Annotated in this window: 17 protein-coding genes; 8 read left to right on the top strand and 9 right to left on the bottom strand. The window is 42.6% G+C overall.

All coding sequences use genetic code 11. The features are described from left to right. Both Xets_RS22635 and Xets_RS17965 read left to right on the top strand, forming a co-directional pair. On the top strand, positions 1–190 hold a 190-nt coding region (locus Xets_RS22635; RefSeq protein ID WP_222941647.1), incomplete at its 5' end, for a hypothetical protein. After that, a complete protein-coding gene (locus Xets_RS17965) occupies positions 187–447 on the top strand; it encodes an AlpA family transcriptional regulator (RefSeq protein ID WP_187652258.1) in 261 nt (86 codons plus the stop codon). The genes Xets_RS22635 and Xets_RS17965, both read left to right, overlap by 4 nt. Here Xets_RS17965 and Xets_RS17970 read toward each other — a convergent pair. The 3 genes from Xets_RS17970 to guaB all read right to left on the bottom strand — a co-directional run bounded on the left by Xets_RS17970 (position 407) and on the right by guaB (position 4,954). Next, positions 407–1,606: a site-specific integrase gene (locus Xets_RS17970; RefSeq protein ID WP_187652259.1), complete on the bottom strand. Its 1,200-nt coding sequence runs from the start codon at positions 1,604–1,606 to the stop codon at positions 407–409. The genes Xets_RS17965 and Xets_RS17970 overlap by 41 nt on opposite strands. Positions 1,607–1,830: 224 nt before the next feature. Further along, positions 1,831–3,408 (bottom strand): glutamine-hydrolyzing GMP synthase, encoded by a 1,578-nt coding sequence (gene guaA, locus Xets_RS17975; RefSeq protein ID WP_099131336.1) that lies wholly within the window; start codon positions 3,406–3,408, stop codon positions 1,831–1,833. Positions 3,409–3,487: 79 nt separating this feature from the next. After that, a complete protein-coding gene (gene guaB, locus Xets_RS17980; RefSeq protein WP_099131337.1) occupies positions 3,488–4,954 on the bottom strand; it encodes an IMP dehydrogenase in 1,467 nt (488 codons plus the stop codon). Between the two features lie 173 nt (positions 4,955–5,127). On the opposite strand from guaB, the gene xseA reads away from it, so the two are divergent. After that, positions 5,128–6,495: an exodeoxyribonuclease VII large subunit gene (xseA, locus tag Xets_RS17985; RefSeq protein WP_099131338.1), complete on the top strand. Its 1,368-nt coding sequence runs from the start codon at positions 5,128–5,130 to the stop codon at positions 6,493–6,495. A gap of 74 nt (positions 6,496–6,569) precedes the next feature. Here the strand turns inward: xseA and Xets_RS17990 are convergent, their stop codons facing one another. The 5 genes from Xets_RS17990 to maeB form a co-directional block, all read right to left on the bottom strand. Then, on the bottom strand, positions 6,570–8,831 hold the full coding sequence (locus Xets_RS17990) for a TonB-dependent receptor domain-containing protein (RefSeq protein WP_187652260.1): 2,262 nt from the start codon (positions 8,829–8,831) through the stop codon (positions 6,570–6,572). A gap of 126 nt (positions 8,832–8,957) precedes the next feature. After that, the gene (locus Xets_RS17995; protein WP_244208762.1) at positions 8,958–11,027 is read right to left on the bottom strand and encodes a S9 family peptidase; all 2,070 of its coding nucleotides are present in this window, start codon (positions 11,025–11,027) and stop codon (positions 8,958–8,960) included. 183 nt (positions 11,028–11,210) lie between these two features. Then, positions 11,211–12,014, bottom strand: coding sequence for an energy transducer TonB (locus Xets_RS18000; RefSeq protein WP_099131340.1), 804 nt, complete (start codon positions 12,012–12,014; stop codon positions 11,211–11,213). Between the two features lie 112 nt (positions 12,015–12,126). Then, a complete protein-coding gene (locus Xets_RS18005; RefSeq protein ID WP_099131341.1) occupies positions 12,127–13,044 on the bottom strand; it encodes a ChaN family lipoprotein in 918 nt (305 codons plus the stop codon). A 159-nt stretch (positions 13,045–13,203) separates the two neighbouring features. Next, entirely contained in the window at positions 13,204–15,483 is a 2,280-nt protein-coding gene (maeB, locus tag Xets_RS18010; protein WP_099131342.1) for an NADP-dependent oxaloacetate-decarboxylating malate dehydrogenase, read from the bottom strand. A 543-nt stretch (positions 15,484–16,026) separates the two neighbouring features. On the opposite strand from maeB, the gene Xets_RS18015 reads away from it, so the two are divergent. The 5 genes from Xets_RS18015 to Xets_RS18035 all read left to right on the top strand — a co-directional run bounded on the left by Xets_RS18015 (position 16,027) and on the right by Xets_RS18035 (position 19,533). Continuing rightward, entirely contained in the window at positions 16,027–16,662 is a 636-nt protein-coding gene (locus Xets_RS18015) for a response regulator (protein ID WP_099131343.1), read from the top strand. A gap of 317 nt (positions 16,663–16,979) precedes the next feature. Continuing rightward, positions 16,980–17,402 (top strand): ArsC family reductase, encoded by a 423-nt coding sequence (locus tag Xets_RS18020; protein ID WP_187652262.1) that lies wholly within the window; start codon positions 16,980–16,982, stop codon positions 17,400–17,402. Between the two features lie 14 nt (positions 17,403–17,416). Continuing rightward, complete coding sequence (dapE, locus tag Xets_RS18025) at positions 17,417–18,544, top strand: succinyl-diaminopimelate desuccinylase (RefSeq protein WP_187652263.1); 1,128 nt, start codon at positions 17,417–17,419, stop codon at positions 18,542–18,544. Next, a complete protein-coding gene (locus tag Xets_RS18030) occupies positions 18,541–19,209 on the top strand; it encodes a M15 family metallopeptidase (RefSeq protein ID WP_099131345.1) in 669 nt (222 codons plus the stop codon). The genes dapE and Xets_RS18030 overlap by 4 nt, the downstream gene beginning before the upstream one ends. Before the next feature lie 129 nt (positions 19,210–19,338). After that, a complete protein-coding gene (locus tag Xets_RS18035) occupies positions 19,339–19,533 on the top strand; it encodes a YpfN family protein (RefSeq protein WP_072059750.1) in 195 nt (64 codons plus the stop codon). Here the strand turns inward: Xets_RS18035 and Xets_RS18040 are convergent. After that, complete coding sequence (locus Xets_RS18040; protein ID WP_187652264.1) at positions 19,478–21,613, bottom strand: tRNA(Met) cytidine acetyltransferase TmcA; 2,136 nt, start codon at positions 21,611–21,613, stop codon at positions 19,478–19,480. The genes Xets_RS18035 and Xets_RS18040 overlap by 56 nt on opposite strands. Positions 21,614–21,616 lie beyond the last annotated feature (3 nt).

Consider the following 21,616-nt stretch of genomic DNA (forward strand, 5'->3'; position numbering starts at 1 on the left):
GAACGCACGGAGGAAGGTGGCGAGGGATTGCCTGAAAGAATTAACCGCCCTGCCCAAATACGACGATATCGCAGTAACCGCAATTCTCGATAAATACACCCCCAAATTTAAACCACTCAACCATATGCGATTTAGCGCTAAATCAGTGCTGGCGTATTATGTGCGGATGATTCAACAGGAGATGAAATGAATTTCTTAGACAAAAAAGAACTGGTTAAGAAAACCAAGCTATCAATGACTCAGGTAGATCGACTGGAGAAAGCCGGATTATTTCCGGCTCGCTTCCCTCTAGTATCCAAAAAAGTTGTATGGGATGAAGCAGAAGTGGAAGAATGGATGGTTGCCGTCAAAGAACAAGCTAGAGAATATGAACTTGAGCCATCAACAGGGACTACATATAACATGCTTAGAGATGGTATGCTGCCTTCCAAGAGTCAAGCATGTTAGCCCACTGTTGCAGCATATCGGCTCGCTGTACGGCATATTCAGCCTTATTATACACCGCTCTCACTCCACTCTGTTCATGAGCAAGGCTTTTTTCAATCCAATCAGTGTTAAACCCCAACTCATGTAATAAGGTTGACCCTGTCCGGCGGATGTCATGAACAGTGAAATGTTCAAATGCATGCCCTTTTTTATTAATATGAATGATAACTGTACTTATTGCATTATTTAATGTTGCGTTAGACATGTGGCGCCGCAACTCATAGCGTAACGGCAACACGAATTCTGACGCACCGGAAAATGTTTTTAATGCGATAAATAAATCTAATGCCTGCGTTGATAGATATACGTTATGCGGGCGGCGAGCCTTCATTCTTCCTTCTGGAATAGTCCATACGCTTCCAGCAAAATCAATTTCGTCCCACTCGGCTTTAATCAATTCACTTTTTCTTACTAAAGTCAGAAAGACCAAGCGTAAAGCTGCTTTTACAGTTGGCATTGCCCCTATTTCATCCAGCGCATTCAAAAAAAACCCAATTTCTTTCTGGGATAATGTTCTGGTCCTCTCCTCAAAAGTCGCAATAGATGAGGCTCGAATATTTGCCGCTGGGTTTTGAAATGTTTCTCCGCGAGATATGGCAAAATTATAAACTGACTGTATTATTTCCCTTGCTTGCAGTGCAGTAGCTCTGGCTCCTCTCGATTTAATCTTCTCACATAAATCCCTGACCATGACGGTATTTATTTCTGTCATTAAATACCGTCCTAATACCGTCATGATTTCTCTTTCTAATACCGACATCTTCATCTTTCTAGTGCTATCAGCAAGTTTAATATTCTTAAAATAGAGTTCAGCGTATGCAGAAAATGTATTTGATTTATTAGATAGTTTTTTTTCGTTTTTCTTTATTGTGGATGGAGATAAGCCATCGGAAATCATTTTTTTTGCTTCAACTAATCTTTTCCGAGCTTCTGCTAACGCAATACCGTCAGCGCCATATTTCCCAAGCGTAACAGTTTCGCGTCGCCCGTTAATTCGGTAATCGTAACGAAACGAGACTGTGCCTGCTTTTGTAACGGCTACATAGAGTCCATCACGGTCAGAAATCTTGTATAATTTATCGGTAGGTTTGAGATTTTTTAGCTTCGTATCTGTCAGCATAACAGTATCCTTTTTATCGATCTGATACCGTCAATTTCACAAAAAAACCTGACGGTATTTTAAGCATGATACTATAAAGTATATTACGATACCGTCAAAAATACCGTCAATAATCACATGCTGATACGGTGAGGCTTGGTGAGGTTTGGATATGAAAAGACCCTGAAATCAGGGCCTTAAATATAAAATCATCATGATTTGGTGAGGCTTGGTGAGGCTCTAAATCATTCCCACTCAATTGTCGCTGGTGGTTTACCGCTGATGTCATAGACTACCCGCGAAATACCATCAACTTCATTAATGATTCTGTTCGAGACACGACCCAAGAAGTCATATGGCAGATGCGCCCAATGAGCGGTCATAAAGTCAATGGTTTCTACCGCACGCAGAGAAACAACCCAGTCATATTTACGGCCATCACCCATAACACCAACAGAACGCACTGGCAGGAACACGGTAAATGCCTGGCTGACTTTATGGTACAGATCCGCTTTATGCAGTTCTTCAATAAAGATAGCATCAGCACGACGCAGCAAGTCACAATATTCTTTCTTCACTTCGCCCAATACGCGAACACCAAGGCCCGGACCTGGGAATGGATGACGATACAGCATGTCATATGGCAGGCCCAATTCCAGGCCGATACGACGTACTTCGTCTTTGAACAACTCTTTCAGCGGTTCAACCAGACCCAGTTTCATATCTTCTGGTAAGCCACCGACATTGTGGTGAGATTTAATCACATGGGCGTTGCCAGTTGCAGATGCGGCTGACTCGATAACATCTGGGTAAATCGTGCCCTGTGCTAACCACTTAATCTGAGTTTGTTTCGATGCTTCTTCATCAAACACATCAATAAATACGTGACCGATGGTTTTACGTTTAGCTTCTGGCTCATCAATGCCTGCCAGTGCAGACAGGAAGCGGTCTTCCGCTTTAACATGTACGATGTTCAGGTCAAATTTACCTGCAAACATTTCCATCACCTGCTCCGCTTCGTTCAAACGCAGCAAGCCATTATCGACGAAAACGCAAGTCAGACGCTTACCAATCGCACGGTTTAACAGCAATGCGGTAACTGAGGAATCTACACCGCCAGACAGAGCCAAAATAACATGATCATCACCAATCTGCGTACGCAGACGTTCTACGATATCGTCGATGATCGAAGCAGGAGTCCACAGCGCTTCACATTGACAAATATCCAGAACAAAGCGTTTCAGGATATTCAAGCCTTGGTGAGTATGAGTCACTTCTGGGTGGAACTGCACGCCATAAAAGCGTTTTTCTTCGTTAGCCATGATAGCAAACGGGCAAGTATCAGTGCTGGCAATGATTGTAAAGTCAGCAGGGATCGCCGTCACTTTATCACCATGACTCATCCATACATCCAGCAGAGGTTTGCCCGTTTCACTCAGGCCATCTTGAATATCGCGGAATAGTTCGCAATTATTCTTGATTTCAACCTGTGCATAACCAAATTCACGCTCATCAGAGTTGGAAACCTGGCCGCCCAATTGCATAGACATGGTTTGCATACCATAGCAGATACCCAGCACAGGTACGCCTGCATTAAAAACATACTCCGGCGCACGTGGGCTATTGTGCTCAGTCGTACTTTCTGGTCCACCAGAAAGGATAATACCATTCGGATTAAATTCACGGATTTGTGCTTCAGTGACATTCCATGTCCAAAGTTCACAATAAACACCGATTTCACGAATACGGCGAGCAATAAGCTGGGTATATTGCGAGCCAAAATCAAGGATAAGAATGCGATGCTGATGGATATTAGTTGTCATTTGAGGTGAATTCCAAAAACAAGTGGCAATAAAAGATAAAAAAAGTCAGGGGCCCAATAATGGGCCACTCTAAATAAGATTACAGACCTAAACGATAGTTTGGTGATTCTTTGGTGATAGTCACATCATGAACGTGGCTTTCTTGAATACCTGCACCACTGATACGAACGAATTCAGCTTTAGTTCTCAGTTCATCAATGGTTGCACAACCAGTCAGCCCCATACAGGAACGCAAACCGCCCATTTGCTGGTGAACGATGGTTTTCAGCAGGCCCTTGTAAGCCACACGACCTTCGATACCTTCAGGAACCAGTTTGTCAGCTGCATTATCAGATTGGAAGTAACGGTCAGAAGAACCTTTGGACATCGCGCCCAAAGAACCCATGCCGCGATAAGATTTGAACGAACGGCCTTGGTAAAGTTCGATTTCACCCGGAGATTCTTCTGTTCCTGCCAGCATGGAGCCAACCATCACACATGATGCACCCGCCGCAATTGCTTTAGCAATGTCACCAGAGAAACGGATACCACCGTCTGCAATAACAGGAATACCAGTGCCATTCAGTGCCTCAACTGCATCTGCAATAGCCGTGATTTGAGGAACACCAACACCAGTAACGATACGGGTTGTACAAATAGATCCAGGACCGATACCCACTTTAACTGCATTCACACCCGCTTTTACCAGTGCTTTAGCACCTTCACCCGTCGCTACGTTACCGCCGATGATTGGCAGATCAGGATACTTAGCGCGAGTTTCACGGATACGCTGCAACACACCTTCAGAATGGCCATGGGAAGAGTCAATCAGCAGTACATCGACCCCCGCAGCAACCAATGCATCAATACGTTCTTCGTTGCCAGAACCTGCTCCCACCGCAGCGCCAACACGCAGACGGCCTTGCTCGTCTTTACATGCGTTTGGTTTACGCTCTGCTTTCTGGAAATCTTTCACCGTAATCAAGCCAAGCAAGTGAAAGTTATCATCAACAACCAGCGCTTTTTCAACACGTTGTTCGTGCATTTTCTGCAAAACAACTTCACGGGCTTCGCCTTCTTTTACCGTCACCAAACGTTCTTTAGGCGTCATCACCGCAGTCACAGGTTGTTCCAGATCAGTAACAAAGCGCACATCACGACCCGTAATGATACCTACCAGTTCGTTCTTTCCTGTTACCACTGGGTAACCTGCAAAACCATTACGTTCGGCCAGTGCATGGACTTCGCGCAAGGTCGTTTGTGGCGTGACAGTGACAGGATCAGTTACCACGCCACTCTCATGTTTCTTCACGCGGCTGACTTCTTCAGCCTGGCGTTCAATCGACATATTCTTATGAATGAAGCCGATGCCCCCTTCTTGTGCCAGTGCGATTGCCAGTGAAAATTCCGTCACAGTATCCATGGCTGCGGAAAGCATAGGTATGTTCAGGCGAATAGTGGAAGTTAATTGAGTGGACAAATCTGCTGTGTTAGGCAAGACTGTTGAGTGGGCAGGAACCAACAATACATCGTCAAAAGTTAATGCTTCTTTTTTAATTCGTAACATGGGCAATATCTCACCAGGCTATGGAGCAATAAGAGGGATAAAATATTGCCGCGGCATTATACAGGCCGAAATCGGTTGCCTCCAGCATTTTTTAAAAAAAATTCTTGATTAGTAATATGATGGGATTAATATCAGTCAATTAAGTCATTGTTTTGAAGTTTGATCTAGCTCACATGTCACTACCAACCAATACCGGAATTTTTTCTGTTAGCCGTTTAAATCAGACTGTTCGTCAGTTACTTGAGCTGGAAATGGGCAGAATTTGGTTATCCGCCGAAATATCCAATTTTTCTCAGCCATCGTCAGGGCATTGGTACTTCACGTTAAAAGATGAGCGAGCACAAGTTCGTGCTGCCATGTTTCGCAGTCACAATTTGAGGGCAACGTTTCGGCCACAAAATGGTCAGCAAGTATTGGTTCGGGCACAAATCACCTTGTATGAGCCCAGGGGTGATTATCAACTGATTGTAGAAAGTATCCAGCCTGCCGGAGATGGTTTGCTTCAACAACAGTTTGAAATGTTAAAGCAAAATCTTTCCACCGAAGGCTTGTTCGATCAAATTCATAAAAAATCACTCCCCTCTCCTGCAAAACAACTCGGTGTCATCACTTCCACCAGCGGCGCAGCACTGCATGATATTCTGCATATCCTGAAACGCCGTGATCCTTCCTTACCAATTGTCATTTATCCCACAGCTGTTCAGGGAGCCGAAGCGCCATTACAGATTATTCAGGCAATTGAACTGGCAAATGCGCGACAAGAGTGCGACGTTTTGATTGTCGGACGTGGTGGAGGATCTTTGGAAGATTTGTGGTGTTTCAATGATGAACAAGTGGCACGGGCAATATTCCAAAGCCATATTCCCATTGTTAGTGCTGTCGGCCATGAAACCGATGTCACCATTGCGGATTTTGTCGCTGATTTACGCGCACCGACGCCTTCTGCGGCAGCAGAGTTAGTTAGCCGCAATCAAATAGAGTTATTACGACAAATACAATCCCTGCAACAACGCCTGGAAATGGCAATGGATTATTTCTTTGCTCAAAAACAACAGAGATTTAATGTATTGCAGCACCGCCTCCAGCAGCAACGTCCTGATTTGCAATTGGCGCGTCAGCAGAATCATTTAGCTGAGTTACGGCAAAAGTTGATTGATAGTTTTTTACGTTACCTAAAACAGCGCTCAGTTTCATATGAGAAGTTGAATCAGCGATTGTTGCAAATCCATCCTGAGCGGGAAATTCAGCGTTATAACCAATCTATCCAGCAACTTGACTTTCGTTTGAGACAGTCCATTGAACGGCAATTAGGGCATTATCGGGAAAAATTTGCCATTTCCTGTTCGCGCATGGAGGCTGTTAGCCCACTGGCAACGTTGAGTCGTGGTTATAGTATTAGCGAAGCTCCTGATGGAAAGTTGCTAAGGCAGGTTGATCAAGTAAAAGCAGGTGACAGGCTGAAAACGCGGTTGCAGGATGGCTGGGTTGAGAGTCAGGTAACGCAGGTTACAAAAGTCAATAAGAGAAAGAAATTAAAGTAGATTTAATAAGATAGCGGTGAATTTTCACCGCTATCGTTATAGGGTTATTTAAACGCTATTTTCCATTAGAGAAATTAGAAGCGAATTTCTGCACCCATAACATAGGTTCTGCCACGAGCAGTTTGCGTTTTAGTATCTTGATCCGCCATCATAGGTGACGTATTCATACGGTTCAATGCGTCAGAATAGCTTCGGTTAGTTAAATTCTGCACAGAGAATTTAATCAATAAATTTTTATTAATCTGATAATCGCTATACAAATCAATTATTGTTGGAATTTTATCTGATTTTTCCATTATGATTTTATTATTATCATCCCGTTCATCTCCAGGACTCTGATGATAAGATTGCCCTGTATATTTTATAATAGTTCCTATCCGAAGTTTTTCATCCAGGAAACGAACACCTGTATCTAATGTCAAATAGCGTTCTGGTAATTGAGATTCCGGGCTTGCTCCCATATAATGGGTCGTTAATGATGTCGGTTGCTGTGTTTTCTGTTGGCTATATGCCAATGAACTATAGAACATACCCGCATCATAATTAGCAGAAATCTCATAACCTTTCATAGTTACTGGTTTCAGGCTATTGGTATAGATATAAGCGCTAACATTCGGGTTAAGTGAACCCTCTTCTTCGGCGGTCAATTTTCCATCAAGTTTACACAGTTTCTTTCCAGTACAAAGCATATACTGATCACTACTCATGTAATTTTTAATTTTGGTATGGAATAACGTTGCTTTTAAGCGAAATGTATCCCCATCGACAATTAAATTCGGACGATAGCTATTAAATCCAATTTGATAGGTATCCGCTTTTTCACCTTTCAGGAATGGATTAATAGAAGTACCACCGTCATTGGAATGAAAAATTTCCTGAGCATTTGGTGCTCGCATTGAGTGGGTATAACTTATAAACGGTTGAAATTCAGGGATGATTTCTGCCGATAATAAGATATTTGGATTAAATCCACGCTCTTTTAGGTTTAATTGCGCCTCCCCTTGTGGGAAACACTCTACACGTTCTTCGCAGGCTGGTTTGAATCCTTTAATACTATAATCCAAATAATTTAACCCCAGATTAGCGGTATAAATGCCACGTTCAATTTTCAACCTAGTGTAAATACTGGCAATATTTTGCTCACCACTTGGAGCAAAGGAATTATTTTCTTCTGTGGATTTATATCCCTCAGCCAGATCTATACCTGTTTTCTTATTATATTTAGTACGCATCAATTTACTACCAAGAGTAAATGCAAAATCAGTATCAACATAATTAAATCTACTCGTGTTTCTAACATCAATAGATTTAGATTTATTATGCGATTCACTTTTACCCAAACCACTTAATTTATTATCCAGGAAACGTTGATCTCCATTTGCCTTACTAAGCAAAATGTTGGTATCGACCAATTCACTAAATGGTGTGTAATGATATTTCAAATAATAATCATTATTATCAACATGACGACTGTTAAATTTATTATGGTAAAAACGGCCACTTAATTCCAGATCATGAAAATCATTGGGTTTAATATTGAGCTTCATCAATTGAGAATTTGGCTTTTGTTTAAATGTCTTTCTGGTACCAAACTCTTCACTACTGATACCATCCGCATTTCGATAATGAGATTCAATATTATGCCCACTGAAAGCGAATAAGGCACCTAAAGAACCTTCCGAACTGAATGCCTGTGTTTTTCCTGCAACAGCCATCATGCCACTTCGACCGATACCATTGTTACCATATGTCCATTTAGTCCGAACTCCCAGATTATTACCTTCGAATATGACATCATCAACACCGATAGTACGGAAATTAGCACTTCCAACTAAGGCATTAATAGAGTCAGCGTCATCAGTTTGCCCTCGGGCAATGTCAACCCGAACAATAAAATTGGGATCAATCAAAGCACCAAACTGATTATAAGGCTGGCCTCCATGTGCAAATTCATTCGGTACCGTACCATAAAAGGTCTGGCTGACACCATCCACCATCATATTAACGCGGCCGAAGCCACTTAAACCACGGATATTAACACTCACGACCCCTTGCCCCTGACTTGCATCCATCTGGGTATAAGTACCTGGCAAGCTACGCAATATGCTATCTACGGATTCTAATTTATGATCTTCCCCCACAGAGCTATAAGCCCCTGGTTTTTCCATGGCCTCAATCTGAGGAGAATTATGATTATCCTGGGAGCCTGAAACTTTCAGGCTGCTGAATCGTATGACTTTCTCTTTTTTATCGTCATTGCCATTTTCAGCATAAGCGATGCCCTGAAGCCCAATCAGCATTGCGCTGGCTCCAGCTATTTTTGCCACAGTTTTCATTAATATATTATCCTAATATTGAAGAATATTTATTACCACTCACATTGCTTCACAAATTTGTGCAATAAAACACCCAAGACGCTGATAAAACTATCAGCACCCTGAGTGATAATCAGCTATTTTTTATTAATCTTTTAATTCTGGAAAATAGGTTTTAGCGTCATCTAACATTAATAAGAAACTATAATCAAAGGCAATATCATTCAGGCGATTAAAACGCCCTGGTTTTCCACCATGCCCCGTATCCATATTAGTCTCTAACAATAACAGACTGTTGCCCTGTTTCATTTCCCTTAATTTCGCTATCCACTTTGCTGGTTCCCAATATTGCACTTGGGAATCATGCAAACCTGTCGTAACTAACAAATGAGGATAACGTTGATATTGAATATTGTCATAAGGGCTATAGGATTTAATACGGAAGTAATCTTCTTTATTATTTGGATTACCCCACTCTTCATATTCACCCGTTGTTAATGGAATAGAGGCATCAAGCATAGTTGTCAAAACATCCACAAAAGGCACTTTTGCAATCACACCACGGTATAATTCTGGCGCCTGATTAATGACCGTACCCATTAATAAACCACCCGCGCTGCCACCTTCGGCATAAACGCGCTTGCTATTACCATACCCATCTGCAATCAAGGTTTTGGTCGCATCAATAAAATCGTGGAAACTGTTTATCTTATTTTTGAGTTTACCCTGCAAGTACCAATTTTTGCCCAAATCACCACCACCACGGACATGCACCAAGGCATAGACAAAACCACGATCCAGCAAACTCAGCAAGGCAGAACTAAAATAAGGGTCCATGCTGATGCCGTAAGAACCATAACCATAAATCAGGATCGGGTTCTCACCCTTTTTGAACAAAGACTTGTGGTATACCAGAGAAACAGGGACTTCCACGCCATCACGAGCTTTTACCCAGATGCGCTGGCTTTCATAGTTTTCTTTGTTGAATCCTTTTACTGCCTGTTGCTTCAACAACTCACCCTCACCTGTTTGCATATTCCACTGGAATACTGAACTTGGTGTGGTCATCGATGAATAGCTATAGCGCAAGAAATGGGTATCGGGCTCTGGGTTGTAACCCAATGATGCCATATATGCCGGATCATCGAATTGAACCCGTTTTTCCTGCTGGGTTTTCCAATCAATCTGGCGGATCGACGACAATCCTTTCGTGCGTTCCTGTACAATCAACCAATCGTTGAACAGAGCAAAATTTTCCAGATCGGTATTTTCCTGTGGAGCAATCACGGTTTCCCAAGGTTTATTAATGGTATCTGTCCGATATAAGCCAAATAATGGGTTTTCGTGATTAGAGCGGATATAAAATTGCCCACGGAAATGGTCTAAATCATATTCACGCTCGGCTTGACGAGCAGAAAAAACCTGCGGCTCTGATTGTGGATTGTTAGCATCAATCAATCGATATTCTGAACTCGTGTAACTGGTACTCGAAATCAAAATATAATCAAGTGAAGTACTCTCTGAAATCGACAGATAGAAGCGTTCATCTTCCTCTTGATAGATCTTTTTATCTTGTTGGCTATCAGTGCCATATTGGTGACGGAATAACTGATAAGGCAGCAACGTTTGTGGATCTCTACGCACATAAAACAGCGTCTCGCCATCATTTGCCCACACAATGTTGCCAGAAGTATTTTCTATGACATTATTTTGCCAATCGGTATCACTGAAATTTTTAAATGAGATCTTGTAGTTACGACGCCCTTGGGTATCCTCTGCCACTGCGATGCGCTTATTATCCAATGAAACCGCAAAACCACCAAGTTGATAAAACTTATTGCCTTTTGCCCGCTCATTACCGTCAACCATGACCTGCCAATCGGTTGAATTATCGACGGGCTTGCGCTGGTAGATTGGAAAATCTTTTCCTGCCTCATAAACAGTACGATAAATATACCCATTATAGGTATAAGGAACAGACTGATCCTCTTTGTTCATTCTATCAGCCATTTCTTTATAGAGAGTTTCGCGCAACTCCTCACCTGATTTCAGCATCTGCTCGGCGTATTGATTCTCAGCCGTTAAGTAATCAATGACGTTTTTATCCTGACGGTTGTCATCGCGCAACCAATAATAGTTATCAACACGCACATCTCCGTGGAGTTCCATTTTATGCGGCTGTTTTGTGGCCATAGGTGGCACCATATTTTCCTCCATTGCAGTAGTCGCAAAACTGTGGCTCAATAAACTGCCACTGAGCAACAAGCCAAGCATTACTCTTTTACCGCGCACTGCCTTACTGCATATCGTATTACTGCAAACTACCTTTTCTTTATTCGACCTTTTCGTATCTGATGAAAACGCCGCCTTATGCTGTGACATGCCATCAACCCTATATTTTTATTGAGATAAATAAAAATCTATCGGCAGTTCAACCGTAACACTACCATTAGTTAAAACAACTTCAGGTGGCTTAGGTAAAGGCTGTGCCCTTTCCAACACCATCCTTGCTTCCCTGTCCAGTGAGTTAGTTCCTGAACGTCGAGTGAGTTCACTGTTAATTACGACACCCAATGGGTTAACCGTAAATTTCACCATCGGACGCCCTATTCGTCTTCTTCTCTGGGCATCTTCTGGATATTTTTTATAGCGGTTTAAATGTCCGGCTACTTCTGCCTGCCAAACGGCTTTGGCATCGGCAATGGCATCAGAATTGCTTTCATAGGAGGCAGCGGTACGAGCGGTCACATTGTCGGCCGTCGTATTACTGGTTGTTGGCGCAGCACTACTTTGGGATTTTTCACTTTCTTGCTCTTTTGCTTTCACTCGCTTAACAGGCTGAGTTTTCTTCGGTGCATCTTGTTCTTTCTTTTTTTTCTTCTGCTTATCCACCAAAAGTAAGGCATTTTCATTTACATCCAATTTTGGCATGTTAATTTCGTCAACTTTGCTCTCCTGCTGCTGACTGGCAACAGATAGCTGCTGCTCAATGCCAATTGGCTGTTTTTGTATTTTTTGTAGCGCTTCTGTCTGCGTTGACAGTTCCACCATCACCGCCGGCGGAGGAAGAAGCTCCTCAAGATCCACATCCTTTGGTTTGTAGACCAGCCATCCTACGAACAAGGCATGAAGTGTGATCGCAGCGAGAAAGGATTTTGTCACATGACCAGAGTGAGCATTTTGATACGTGGTGTACGTCAACATTTCTTATAGCACATTATGTCAATAATAAATGGAGATGAATGATAATCAATTCAATATATAAATGAAAACTATTTTTATTTGTTAATTAGTCACTTCCTTGTGATACCTACTATTATTTAGTTATATTTTCGCTTACTTTGGGTGTAAACCAGACAAAATCAGCATATTCGCTATCTAACGAAACGCCCTCTTCCGCGATGACAAAGACGGCTATTTTTTCATTTGGCGCTATTTTTTTGACATGCTGAGGAACCCCCATGGCTTTTACCGCGTGATATCCTCCGGCAAACAGTAAGGCAGGTGATGGAGCCTTAATTAGCTGCTCGGCCATCCGTTGATCCCGCATTTGCTGAATCTTAGTCATGCCAGAAAGAAGTTGTGGCTCTATATTTCCGCCATGGGAATTTTTAATTGTGGCTTCAATCAGCTTTTTGACCTCATCAGAAACCAGTGAATTTTTATCTTCTACATCATGATTTTTATACGCTTGTTCAATTTCGCTGCGATCCAAATTTGCTGCCAACAGAGGATAAGGTGCTCTCATCAGTTGCATAACTAAATCACCATACCATTTCCACGGCCAGCCCTGTTGCCATGCCAATAAATTCTGAATCCGCTCTTCCCTGACGATCGGATCACCTTGCAACCAGCTTTTCACCTTATTCACTTTTTCTTGCTGGTTTGGGTTAATCATTTCCAGTAATACGGCACCCTGGGGACGCTTTTGTCCAAGTTGCTGAACTAACCATAACTCGATTTGGTGATGGTAAGGATTGTCATGTTTTTCACCAACAATGACACGAGGGTAATTTGCCAATAGCTCCAGCAGTTGATCTGGCGTGATCGCTTTGCCTGTTGTCATATCAAGCACCGCACCAGATCGCATCAACTCGCCAGGGAGAGTTTGCTGCACTACCTGAGAGCTATTTTGAGCGTTGTTTAGAGCTGCGGTACAACCTGCGAGAAAACAACCGCCAAGCAGGAGAGAACTGGTTAAAAAAGTCGATTTTATACGGGTAGATGTTTGCATAACTGTTAGTCATTAAAAAAGTAATCATCAAAAGAAAAATTGCCCGCATACTATAGATAATGAGAATTATTTACAAATTTAAAAACCCTGCCAGGCATAAGCCTAACAGGGTAGTTCACCGATTTATCCCAAATTTACGATTAGAGTGGGGAGTTATTTTTATAGTGGATCTGTTTGTGCTTCAACAGCCGCCAATGCCACCATATTCACGATACGACGTACAGAAGCAATCGGTGTCAGGATATGAACGGGCTTTGCAACCCCCATCAAAACTGGGCCAACAGTTACACCCTCTGAACTGGTCACACGCAGCAAGTTATAGCTGATACGAGCCGCTTCCATACTCGGCATAATTAACAGGTTTGCTGAGCCTTTCAACGGGCTATCCGGCATGATATCGCGACGGATACTTTCCACCAGCGCAGCATCACCGTGCATTTCACCATCAATTTCAAGCGATGGTGCCATGTGCTGAACCAATGCCAATGTCTTACGCATTTTTTGCGCAGAGTCACAATCAGAAGAGCCAAAACTTGAGCGTGATAGCAAGGCTACTTTAGGTTCAATACCAAAACGGCGAACAGTTTCAGCCGCCATCAGCGTGATTTCTGCCAACTCTTCTGGGCTTGGATCTTCATTAACATAAGTATCGGCAATGAACGTATTTCCCGTCGGTAACATCAAAGCGTTCATGGCACCTGCAGTATGCACTCCCTGACGGAAACCAAAGACATCTTTCACGACCTGATAATGTTCACTGTAGCTGCCAACAGTGCCACAAATCAGGCCATCTGCTTCACCACGGTGCACCATGATTGTACCTATCAGCGTTGGATTACCAATCACTGCCCGACGTGCTTGCTCTTGCGAAACACCACGGCGCTTCATCATTTGATAATATTCTTGCCAATATTCTTTGAAACGTGGATCATTTTCATTGTTCACCACTTCAAAATCTTTACCCGCTTCAATATGCAGCCCCTGTTTTTTAATCCGCATTTCAATGACGCCAGGGCGACCAATCAGGACAGGGAATGCCAGCCCAAGGGAGACAAGTTCTTGTGTCGCATGTAGTACACGAACATCTTCCCCTTCTGCCAATACAATCCGTTTCTTCTCTTTTTTGGCTTGGGAAAAGATTGGTTTCATAAATAAGTTGGTCTTATAGACAAACTCATTGAGTTTCTCAATATATGCCCCGAAATCGGTAATAGGTCGGGTTGCCACACCTGATTCCATCGCCGCTTTCGCTACCGCCGGTGCAATTTTTACAATCAAGCGAGGATCAAACGGTTTTGGAATGATGTAATCAGGGCCAAAGAACAAGTCTTGATCGCCATAGGCAGAAGCAACTTCCTGACTTTGCTCAGCCAGTGCAAGATCAGCAATGGCATGCACACAGGCAAGTTTCATTTCTTCATTGATGGTTGTAGCCCCAACATCCAATGCGCCACGGAAAATAAACGGGAAGCAAAGAACGTTATTCACCTGATTAGGGAAATCAGAACGACCAGTACAAATAATTGCATCAGGACGTACTGCTTTTGCCAATGGTGGCAAAATCTCTGGCTCTGGATTGGCTAATGCCATAATGAGCGGATTTTTTGCCATGGTTTTTACCATGTCTTGTGTCAATACGCCTGGCCCAGAACAACCAAGGAAAATATCAGCATCAGGGATCACATCTGCCAATGTACGGCTGCCATTATCTTCAATAGCATAATCCGCCTTGGTCTTTTCCATGCTCTCTTCGCGACCACGATAAATAACCCCTTTTGAGTCACAGACGACAATATTTTCACGTTTCAAACCCAATGCTACCAGCAGGTTCATACAAGCAATTGAGGCAGCTCCAGCTCCCGATACCACCATGCGCACCTTGCCAATGTCTTTATTAACTACCCGCAATCCATTCAGCACGGCTGCGGTACAGATAATGGCTGTACCATGTTGATCATCGTGGAATACAGGAATTTTCATGCGCTCACGGAGTTTCTGCTCAATGTAGAAACACTCTGGTGCTTTAATATCTTCAAGGTTGATACCACCAAAAGTGGGTTCCAGCGCTGCGATGATATCAATCAATTTATCAGGATTGGATTCATCCACTTCGATGTCAAAAACATCAATACCAGAGAATTTCTTAAATAAAACGCCCTTCCCTTCCATAACAGGTTTACCGGCTAATGCACCGATATTACCCAACCCTAAGACAGCGCTGCCGTTAGAGATAACCGCAACAAGATTGCCACGTGCAGTATATTTATAAGCTGCCAAAGGATCTTCTGCTATTTCAAGACAAGGTGCAGCAACACCCGGTGAGTATGCCAATGCCAAATCACGTTGCGTTGTCAGGGGTTTGGTTGGTGTAACCGTAATTTTTCCAGGTTGTGGGAACTCATGAAAATCAAGAGCGCTTTGTTTTAATTTTTCATCCATCATCAGATCCTTTACGCGTCATGTCTTAGTGAAAACCGTTTCAGTATAATAGTTACGGAAGGTTAAATCATGATGTCAGCAACATTTTGTTCATAATCTTTAAAATCAAGGTGCAAAAAACAAACAAATGATGACGTTACGTTAATCAATATTATATAGATATTATCTTAATGATACCCACATAGGGGTATTTCATCTCAAATTAATAACCTGATAAATTAATTAAAGATGGATTTTAAAATTAACATTTAAAATAAGTTTACAAAAACAAAACTTAATCTATAAAATATTCATCCAAATTTATTTGGAAAATTATTAGCAATTAAGGAAACACATTTTCTTATGAAAGTGAATTTCATTTCATCTGAGTGGTTAAACCTGTTTGCGCCATTTCTATTTTTATATCAGGATATATTTTCAGAATCTCATTAACGATGATTCAATATACTCCATAAAAATCACACAGCGATTTAACATAAAGCAGAAACCTGTCTTTTATGTTTTATTAAACATAAATCTGCATTTCTATATGGGAGAAAGAATATGCATAATCATTCCGTCATGATAGTTGATGATCATCCTATCATTCGTCACGGCTTAAAAGGGTTGATTGAATTAGAACGAGAACTCATTGTGACTGCCGAAACTGGCAATGGCGAAGACGCAATTAATATCGCTTGCCAAATAAAACCTGACATTATTCTGATAGATTTGAAAATCAATGGTCTTTCAGGGATTGATACGATTAAATCTCTCCGCCGCAAAGGGCTTGATTCCTATATACTGGTACTTTCCGATTCAGATCACAGAAGTGATATTTACGATGCAGTTGATGCCGGTGCGAATGGTTATTTATTAAAAGATATCGAGCTTACCTCTCTATTGAACAACATAAAAAAAGCCATAGATGGTCATGCAGTGTTCAGTGAAAAAATCCATCAATATTTATCCACTCGCCATCTTTATGTTGATCCATTATCAAAATTAACCAAACGTGAGTTAGATGTTTTAAAAGAAATTGCAGAAGGGATGACAAATAAAGAAATTGCTCATTTCCTTTTTATTTCAGAAGAAACGGTGAAAGTTCACACCCGTAACTTATTGAAAAAACTTAAATCACGTTCCCGTCTCGAAGCCACTATCATCTACCTAAAACACAGAAAAACAGAGTTCATTTAACATTGGCTTGTTGCTTAACGCCCCAATACGAAACACAATTTCCCTCATTTTTATCAATGGGGAAATTGTGGGTTATCAAGAATTATAAATTAATTAGGAATAAATTAATTTTACATATAATAAATAAGGATATTATCTATAAATTTATTACTTTAAATGAAGATAATCTGTTTTTGTCGATAATTTAAACATCCGTAACTTCAATGCCAGGAAAAAGCAGACAGAAAGTCTGCGCAAAAATACGTTATCTGGATAAAATAGCCAGTTTCCCGCATTATGTCGGATATGTTGAACAAGACAAAACTAAGGCACTCATCATGTCAAATACCCCTTTTCATCCAGATACCCTTTCTCACAAAATATCCATTCTCTACGGTATCAAAAACTGCGATACCATAAAAAAAGCGCGTCGTTGGTTAGAAGATCAAGAAATACCTTATCAATTCCATGATTATCGGGTTGATGGTCTCTCCCCTGAGCTACTTCAATCATTTATTGAACACGTTGGCTGGGAATCTCTCCTGAATACCCGTGGCACAACGTGGCGCAAATTACCCGACGAGCAAAAAGCAGCTATTAACAATGCAGACGCGGCCAAGGCACTCATGCTGGAGCACCCTTCAATCATAAAACGCCCTCTATTGGTCTCAGGCTCAGAAAGTTCAAAAAGCGAGGGGATAGAAAAGTATTTACTCGGTTTCAAGGCAGAACAATATCAACAATTTTTCTCGCATGACTAGATGAGGAGAGTATCATGGCTTGTCCGGTAATTGACCTTGCTCAGCAGTTAATCAAACGTCCTTCTATCAGCCCAGATGATCAAGGTTGTCAGGAACTGCTTATCCAGCGCCTGCAAGACATTGGTTTTACAATAGAACGAATGCCTTTTGGCGATACCGAGAACTTCTGGGCTTATCGTGGAACCGGAGTCACTTTTGCCCTTGCTGGGCACACCGATGTCGTTCCTGCCGGCGATATCTCACAATGGCAAACTCCGCCTTTCGAACCCTCTATTCGTGACGGAATGCTGTATGGCCGTGGTGCCGCAGATATGAAAGGCTCTCTGGCTGCAATGGTTGTTGCCGCTGAACGTTTTGTCGCAGAAAATCCTGAGCACAAAGGCCGTCTGGCTTTTCTGATCACCTCCGACGAAGAGGCTAAAGCCACCAATGGTACAGTTAAGGTGGTTGAAGAGTTAATGTCCCGCCATGAACGTTTGGATTATTGCCTGGTGGGAGAGCCATCCAGCCAGAAATGCCTTGGGGATATGATCAAAAACGGACGACGAGGATCGCTAACTGCCAGCTTAACTAGCTTTGGCACCCAAGGACATGTTGCTTATCCACAGTTGGCAGATAACCCTATCCATCGTTCAATGCCTTTTCTGCAAGAACTCATCAATACTCAGTGGGATAACGGCAATGAATTTTTCCCTGCTACAAGTATGCAAATCGCCAATATTCAGGCGGGAACCGGCAGTAATAACATTATTCCTGGTAAATTGTGGGTGCAATTTAATTTCCGTTTCAGCACTGAACTGACAGATAGCGAGATCCGCCAACAGGTTGAAGATATGCTGAAAAAGCATCATCTAAAATATGAGATTGACTGGTGGTTATCAGGCCAGCCTTTCCTCACCTGCAAGGGGATTCTTGTTGACACTGTAGTTGAATCTATTGAGCACTATTGTGGATATAAACCAGAGCTATCAACCAGTGGCGGTACATCAGATGGACGTTTTATTGCTAAGATGGGGGCTCAGGTCGTGGAATTGGGGCCAATTAATGCCACCATCCATAAAACCAATGAATGTGTCAAGGTAACTGATTTACAAGAATTGAGCCTGATTTATCAACGTATCATGGAGCAATTAATCAAATGATGACACCTGAAGCTTTGACCGGCCTGTCCACTGATCACCTGATCACTCTTACCGGCAATCACCGTTTGCAGTTTAATGCCACCAAAGCGTTTCTTGCCATGCAGAAAGAAGCTGCCAAAGCAGGTTTTAAGCTACAACCTGCCAGTTCGTTCCGCGATTTCACACGCCAGCAAACTATCTGGAATGAGAAATTCCGTGGTCAGCGTCCAGTATTAGATGAGAATAGCCAGCCTCTTGATATCTCGAAAATGGATGAAGGGGAACGTTGTGAAGCTATTCTCCGCTGGTCAGCTCTGCCAGGAGCAAGCCGTCATCATTGGGGTACGGAGCTGGATATTTACGATCCCTTTCTGCTACCAGAAGGTAAAAAATTGCAGCTAGAGCCGTGGGAGTATGAAAACGGCGGGTACTTTGAACCATTAACCCACTGGCTGACAGAAAACATGTCTCACTATGATTTCTACCGTCCCTTTACGCGCCACGATGCAGGTGTAGCTTATGAACCGTGGCATATCAGCTATTGGCCATTATCCCATGAAGCTGAAAATTTATTCGATGAACAAATTCTATTGAGTGCTTGGAAATATCGTGATATTGCCGGCATAAACTGGTTAAAAACCAATCTATCCTATATATTTGAAAAATACATCAGGATAATAGATTAAGAAAACTATAAATCAGGAAAATAACAGTTCAGCAAAATAGCTGGTCATGAAAATAATTAACAGATAGAAATAATTCATTAGGCTCCTGAGCCTCATGGAAGAGGCTCTAAACATTCTGAGGAAAATACCATGCATTGGTTGATAGATTATTGGTGGATTGTTCTGTTAGTGCTCGTCGGCATTATCGTTAATGCAGTAAAAGCACTAAGCCGCGTCGATAAGAAATCTTTCTTAGATAACAAACCCGAATTGCCCCCGCACCGAGATCTTAATGATCAATGGGATGATGAAGATGATTGGCCGCAGCGGGATCGCAAGAAATAACCCAATCTCTCCAGTGCTTGGCAAGTATTTTATCGATGCTTGCCAATGCATCGGCAGTCTCTTCACGCCAGTGTGTTAATAGGGCTTTACGACCACTCAGCGATAAGTCACTAACACATTGTTCGATACTTAGCCGCTGTTGAAGATGCTTTCTCAACGCAGGCAAGGCCAGATTGCTCTTCAACAATAATCTCTGTAATGCAAAATAAGACGCTGACAGAGGACGATGAGCAAATGCAAACCCAGCCAACTCCTGCCAATCACTGTCATTGAGCTGTTCGTCACAATCATGCTCAACTGGCAAGGCAAAACCGAGTGACGATTCTAATCCTCTGGCATCTCTGGATAATCGCTGTTGTGCGGATTGGGCAAATCGTTCCCCTTGCTCACTCAAAGGCAAAACAGCCATCGCGGTATAACAACCACTACTTGCTTCTTGGTGAGTCCCCATTCTCACCAAACGAAAACCACATTTTTGCCAAAGAGCCCACAGTTCAGCGGTATAACCAAAACTGACAGAGATGAAATCCAATTTTTGTTTACTGGCTTCCTGACATTGCTGAATGATCAAATGTTGGGCGATACCCCGACGGCGATATTGAGCTTGCACAGCAATACGGCTAATTCGCTGTGATCGCAAAGTGGCAGCTTGCGGAAAACCGCCATGTGCCGCCAGAGATTGAGCCATCAAATTACCTCTTGGCCGCCGACGTCCTGCCCAAATCTCATGTGCTAATGTCTGTGACAAATCGCCTTCATTCACCATCCACAAAGCGCCAATCAATTGTTGCTTATGCTCTGGCATCCCAGAAATAGCAGACAAAAATGTCATCCCGTTACCATCCATTAATCGCCGCAGATCAAGGGGAGACGTACGGTAATGCGCACTGGTTAATAAGCCATAAAATTGGCGCAATAATGTGGAGTGTTGTAACCACTCAGGTTGATAGATCGGATGAAAATGCAATGCTTCCGCGTTTAATCGTGTGTCATCAATGAACGGTTTATCATCGAACAACAAAGCACTATCCAGCCATGCTTCCAATGGATCATTTTCAGCCCAGCGCATTGGGGTTTTCAATTCACGAATATGGCAATCAGGCAATTCAGCACAGAGTTTCAACAAAAAACCGCGTCCCGTTCCCTCATAACCCTGGACTGTTGAGGTCAACAATACTCGTGGAAAATAGCGGATCAATTCTGCTAATTGTGGCGTTGGGATCGCGGCTGCTTCGTCGATCAATAACCAATCAGCATCGCCTTTATTTTCCTGTTTACCTTTTTTCGCTCGGCAATATTTCAACAAATGGTCTACTGACCAAAAAGGTGTTTCTTGTTCCAAAGACTTTTGTTCAGCAGAATCTGGGATACTAGAGTAACGCCGAATAACTTCTGTGGTTATTTTTGCAGGGGCACATAACCAGCATTTTCCTTGCCAATATCGTACCAACATTCCTGCCAAAGCCGATTTTCCTCGCCCCCGTGGTGCGGTGATCACCCAAACGCCTCGCGTGGCCTGTAGCAATTCTTCAAGAATGGATTGCTGGCTTACCGTTGGGTTACCATCTGGCATCTGCCATGCTCTGGTTGCAGGCAATGGTGGTATCTGAGATATCTGAAACGGTATTTCCTGACGCCATAATAATACTTCAGGGAATGCAAGGAGTTGCTGCTGAATATGGCGAATAAAATTAGGCGTCGAAATAATGCCTGCCGATTCATTCCAACGCAAACTATCTTCATCAGGCTGTTCTGGCCATTGTGACCAGACTGGTACACGCATCACCAACCAGCTTCCCGCTTTCAGTGTACCAGCCAGTATCGCCAATGCTTCAGCATTAAGCCCTTGAGTAGCATCAAAAACACCATGCAAGAATTCACGCCCAAGCAAGCTGACGGCTTTTGTTGGATCAATAGCACCAGATACATGGGCTGAAACCGTTAACCAATCCCCGTGAAACTGTTTTGTCAGTTGATTGACAATCAATTCACTCCATTGCGGATCACCACTCAAAACAACTAAACGGCGCTGTCCTTGTTGTTGCATCTGTGCCTGCAACATTGCCCATACGCTATACATAGT

Origin of the sequence: Xenorhabdus sp. TS4, from assembly GCF_014467265.1 — a bacterium.
Classification (GTDB): Bacteria; Pseudomonadota; Gammaproteobacteria; order Enterobacterales; family Enterobacteriaceae; genus Xenorhabdus; species Xenorhabdus ehlersii.

Coding starts and splice junctions, on each gene's coding strand:
- Xets_RS17965 (WP_187652258.1), top strand. CDS start 187: ATGAATTTCTTAGACAAAAAAGAACTGGTTAAGAAAACCAAGCTATCA.
- Xets_RS17970 (WP_187652259.1), bottom strand. CDS start 1,606: ATGCTGACAGATACGAAGCTAAAAAATCTCAAACCTACCGATAAATTA.
- guaA (WP_099131336.1), bottom strand. CDS start 3,408: ATGACAACTAATATCCATCAGCATCGCATTCTTATCCTTGATTTTGGC.
- guaB (WP_099131337.1), bottom strand. CDS start 4,954: ATGTTACGAATTAAAAAAGAAGCATTAACTTTTGACGATGTATTGTTG.
- xseA (WP_099131338.1), top strand. CDS start 5,128: ATGTCACTACCAACCAATACCGGAATTTTTTCTGTTAGCCGTTTAAAT.
- Xets_RS17990 (WP_187652260.1), bottom strand. CDS start 8,831: ATGAAAACTGTGGCAAAAATAGCTGGAGCCAGCGCAATGCTGATTGGG.
- Xets_RS17995 (WP_244208762.1), bottom strand. CDS start 11,027: ATGGAGGAAAATATGGTGCCACCTATGGCCACAAAACAGCCGCATAAA.
- Xets_RS18000 (WP_099131340.1), bottom strand. CDS start 12,014: ATGTTGACGTACACCACGTATCAAAATGCTCACTCTGGTCATGTGACA.
- Xets_RS18005 (WP_099131341.1), bottom strand. CDS start 13,044: ATGCAAACATCTACCCGTATAAAATCGACTTTTTTAACCAGTTCTCTC.
- maeB (WP_099131342.1), bottom strand. CDS start 15,483: ATGGATGAAAAATTAAAACAAAGCGCTCTTGATTTTCATGAGTTCCCA.
- Xets_RS18015 (WP_099131343.1), top strand. CDS start 16,027: ATGCATAATCATTCCGTCATGATAGTTGATGATCATCCTATCATTCGT.
- Xets_RS18020 (WP_187652262.1), top strand. CDS start 16,980: ATGTCAAATACCCCTTTTCATCCAGATACCCTTTCTCACAAAATATCC.
- dapE (WP_187652263.1), top strand. CDS start 17,417: ATGGCTTGTCCGGTAATTGACCTTGCTCAGCAGTTAATCAAACGTCCT.
- Xets_RS18030 (WP_099131345.1), top strand. CDS start 18,541: ATGATGACACCTGAAGCTTTGACCGGCCTGTCCACTGATCACCTGATC.
- Xets_RS18035 (WP_072059750.1), top strand. CDS start 19,339: ATGCATTGGTTGATAGATTATTGGTGGATTGTTCTGTTAGTGCTCGTC.
- Xets_RS18040 (WP_187652264.1), bottom strand. CDS start 21,613: ATGTATAGCGTATGGGCAATGTTGCAGGCACAGATGCAACAACAAGGA.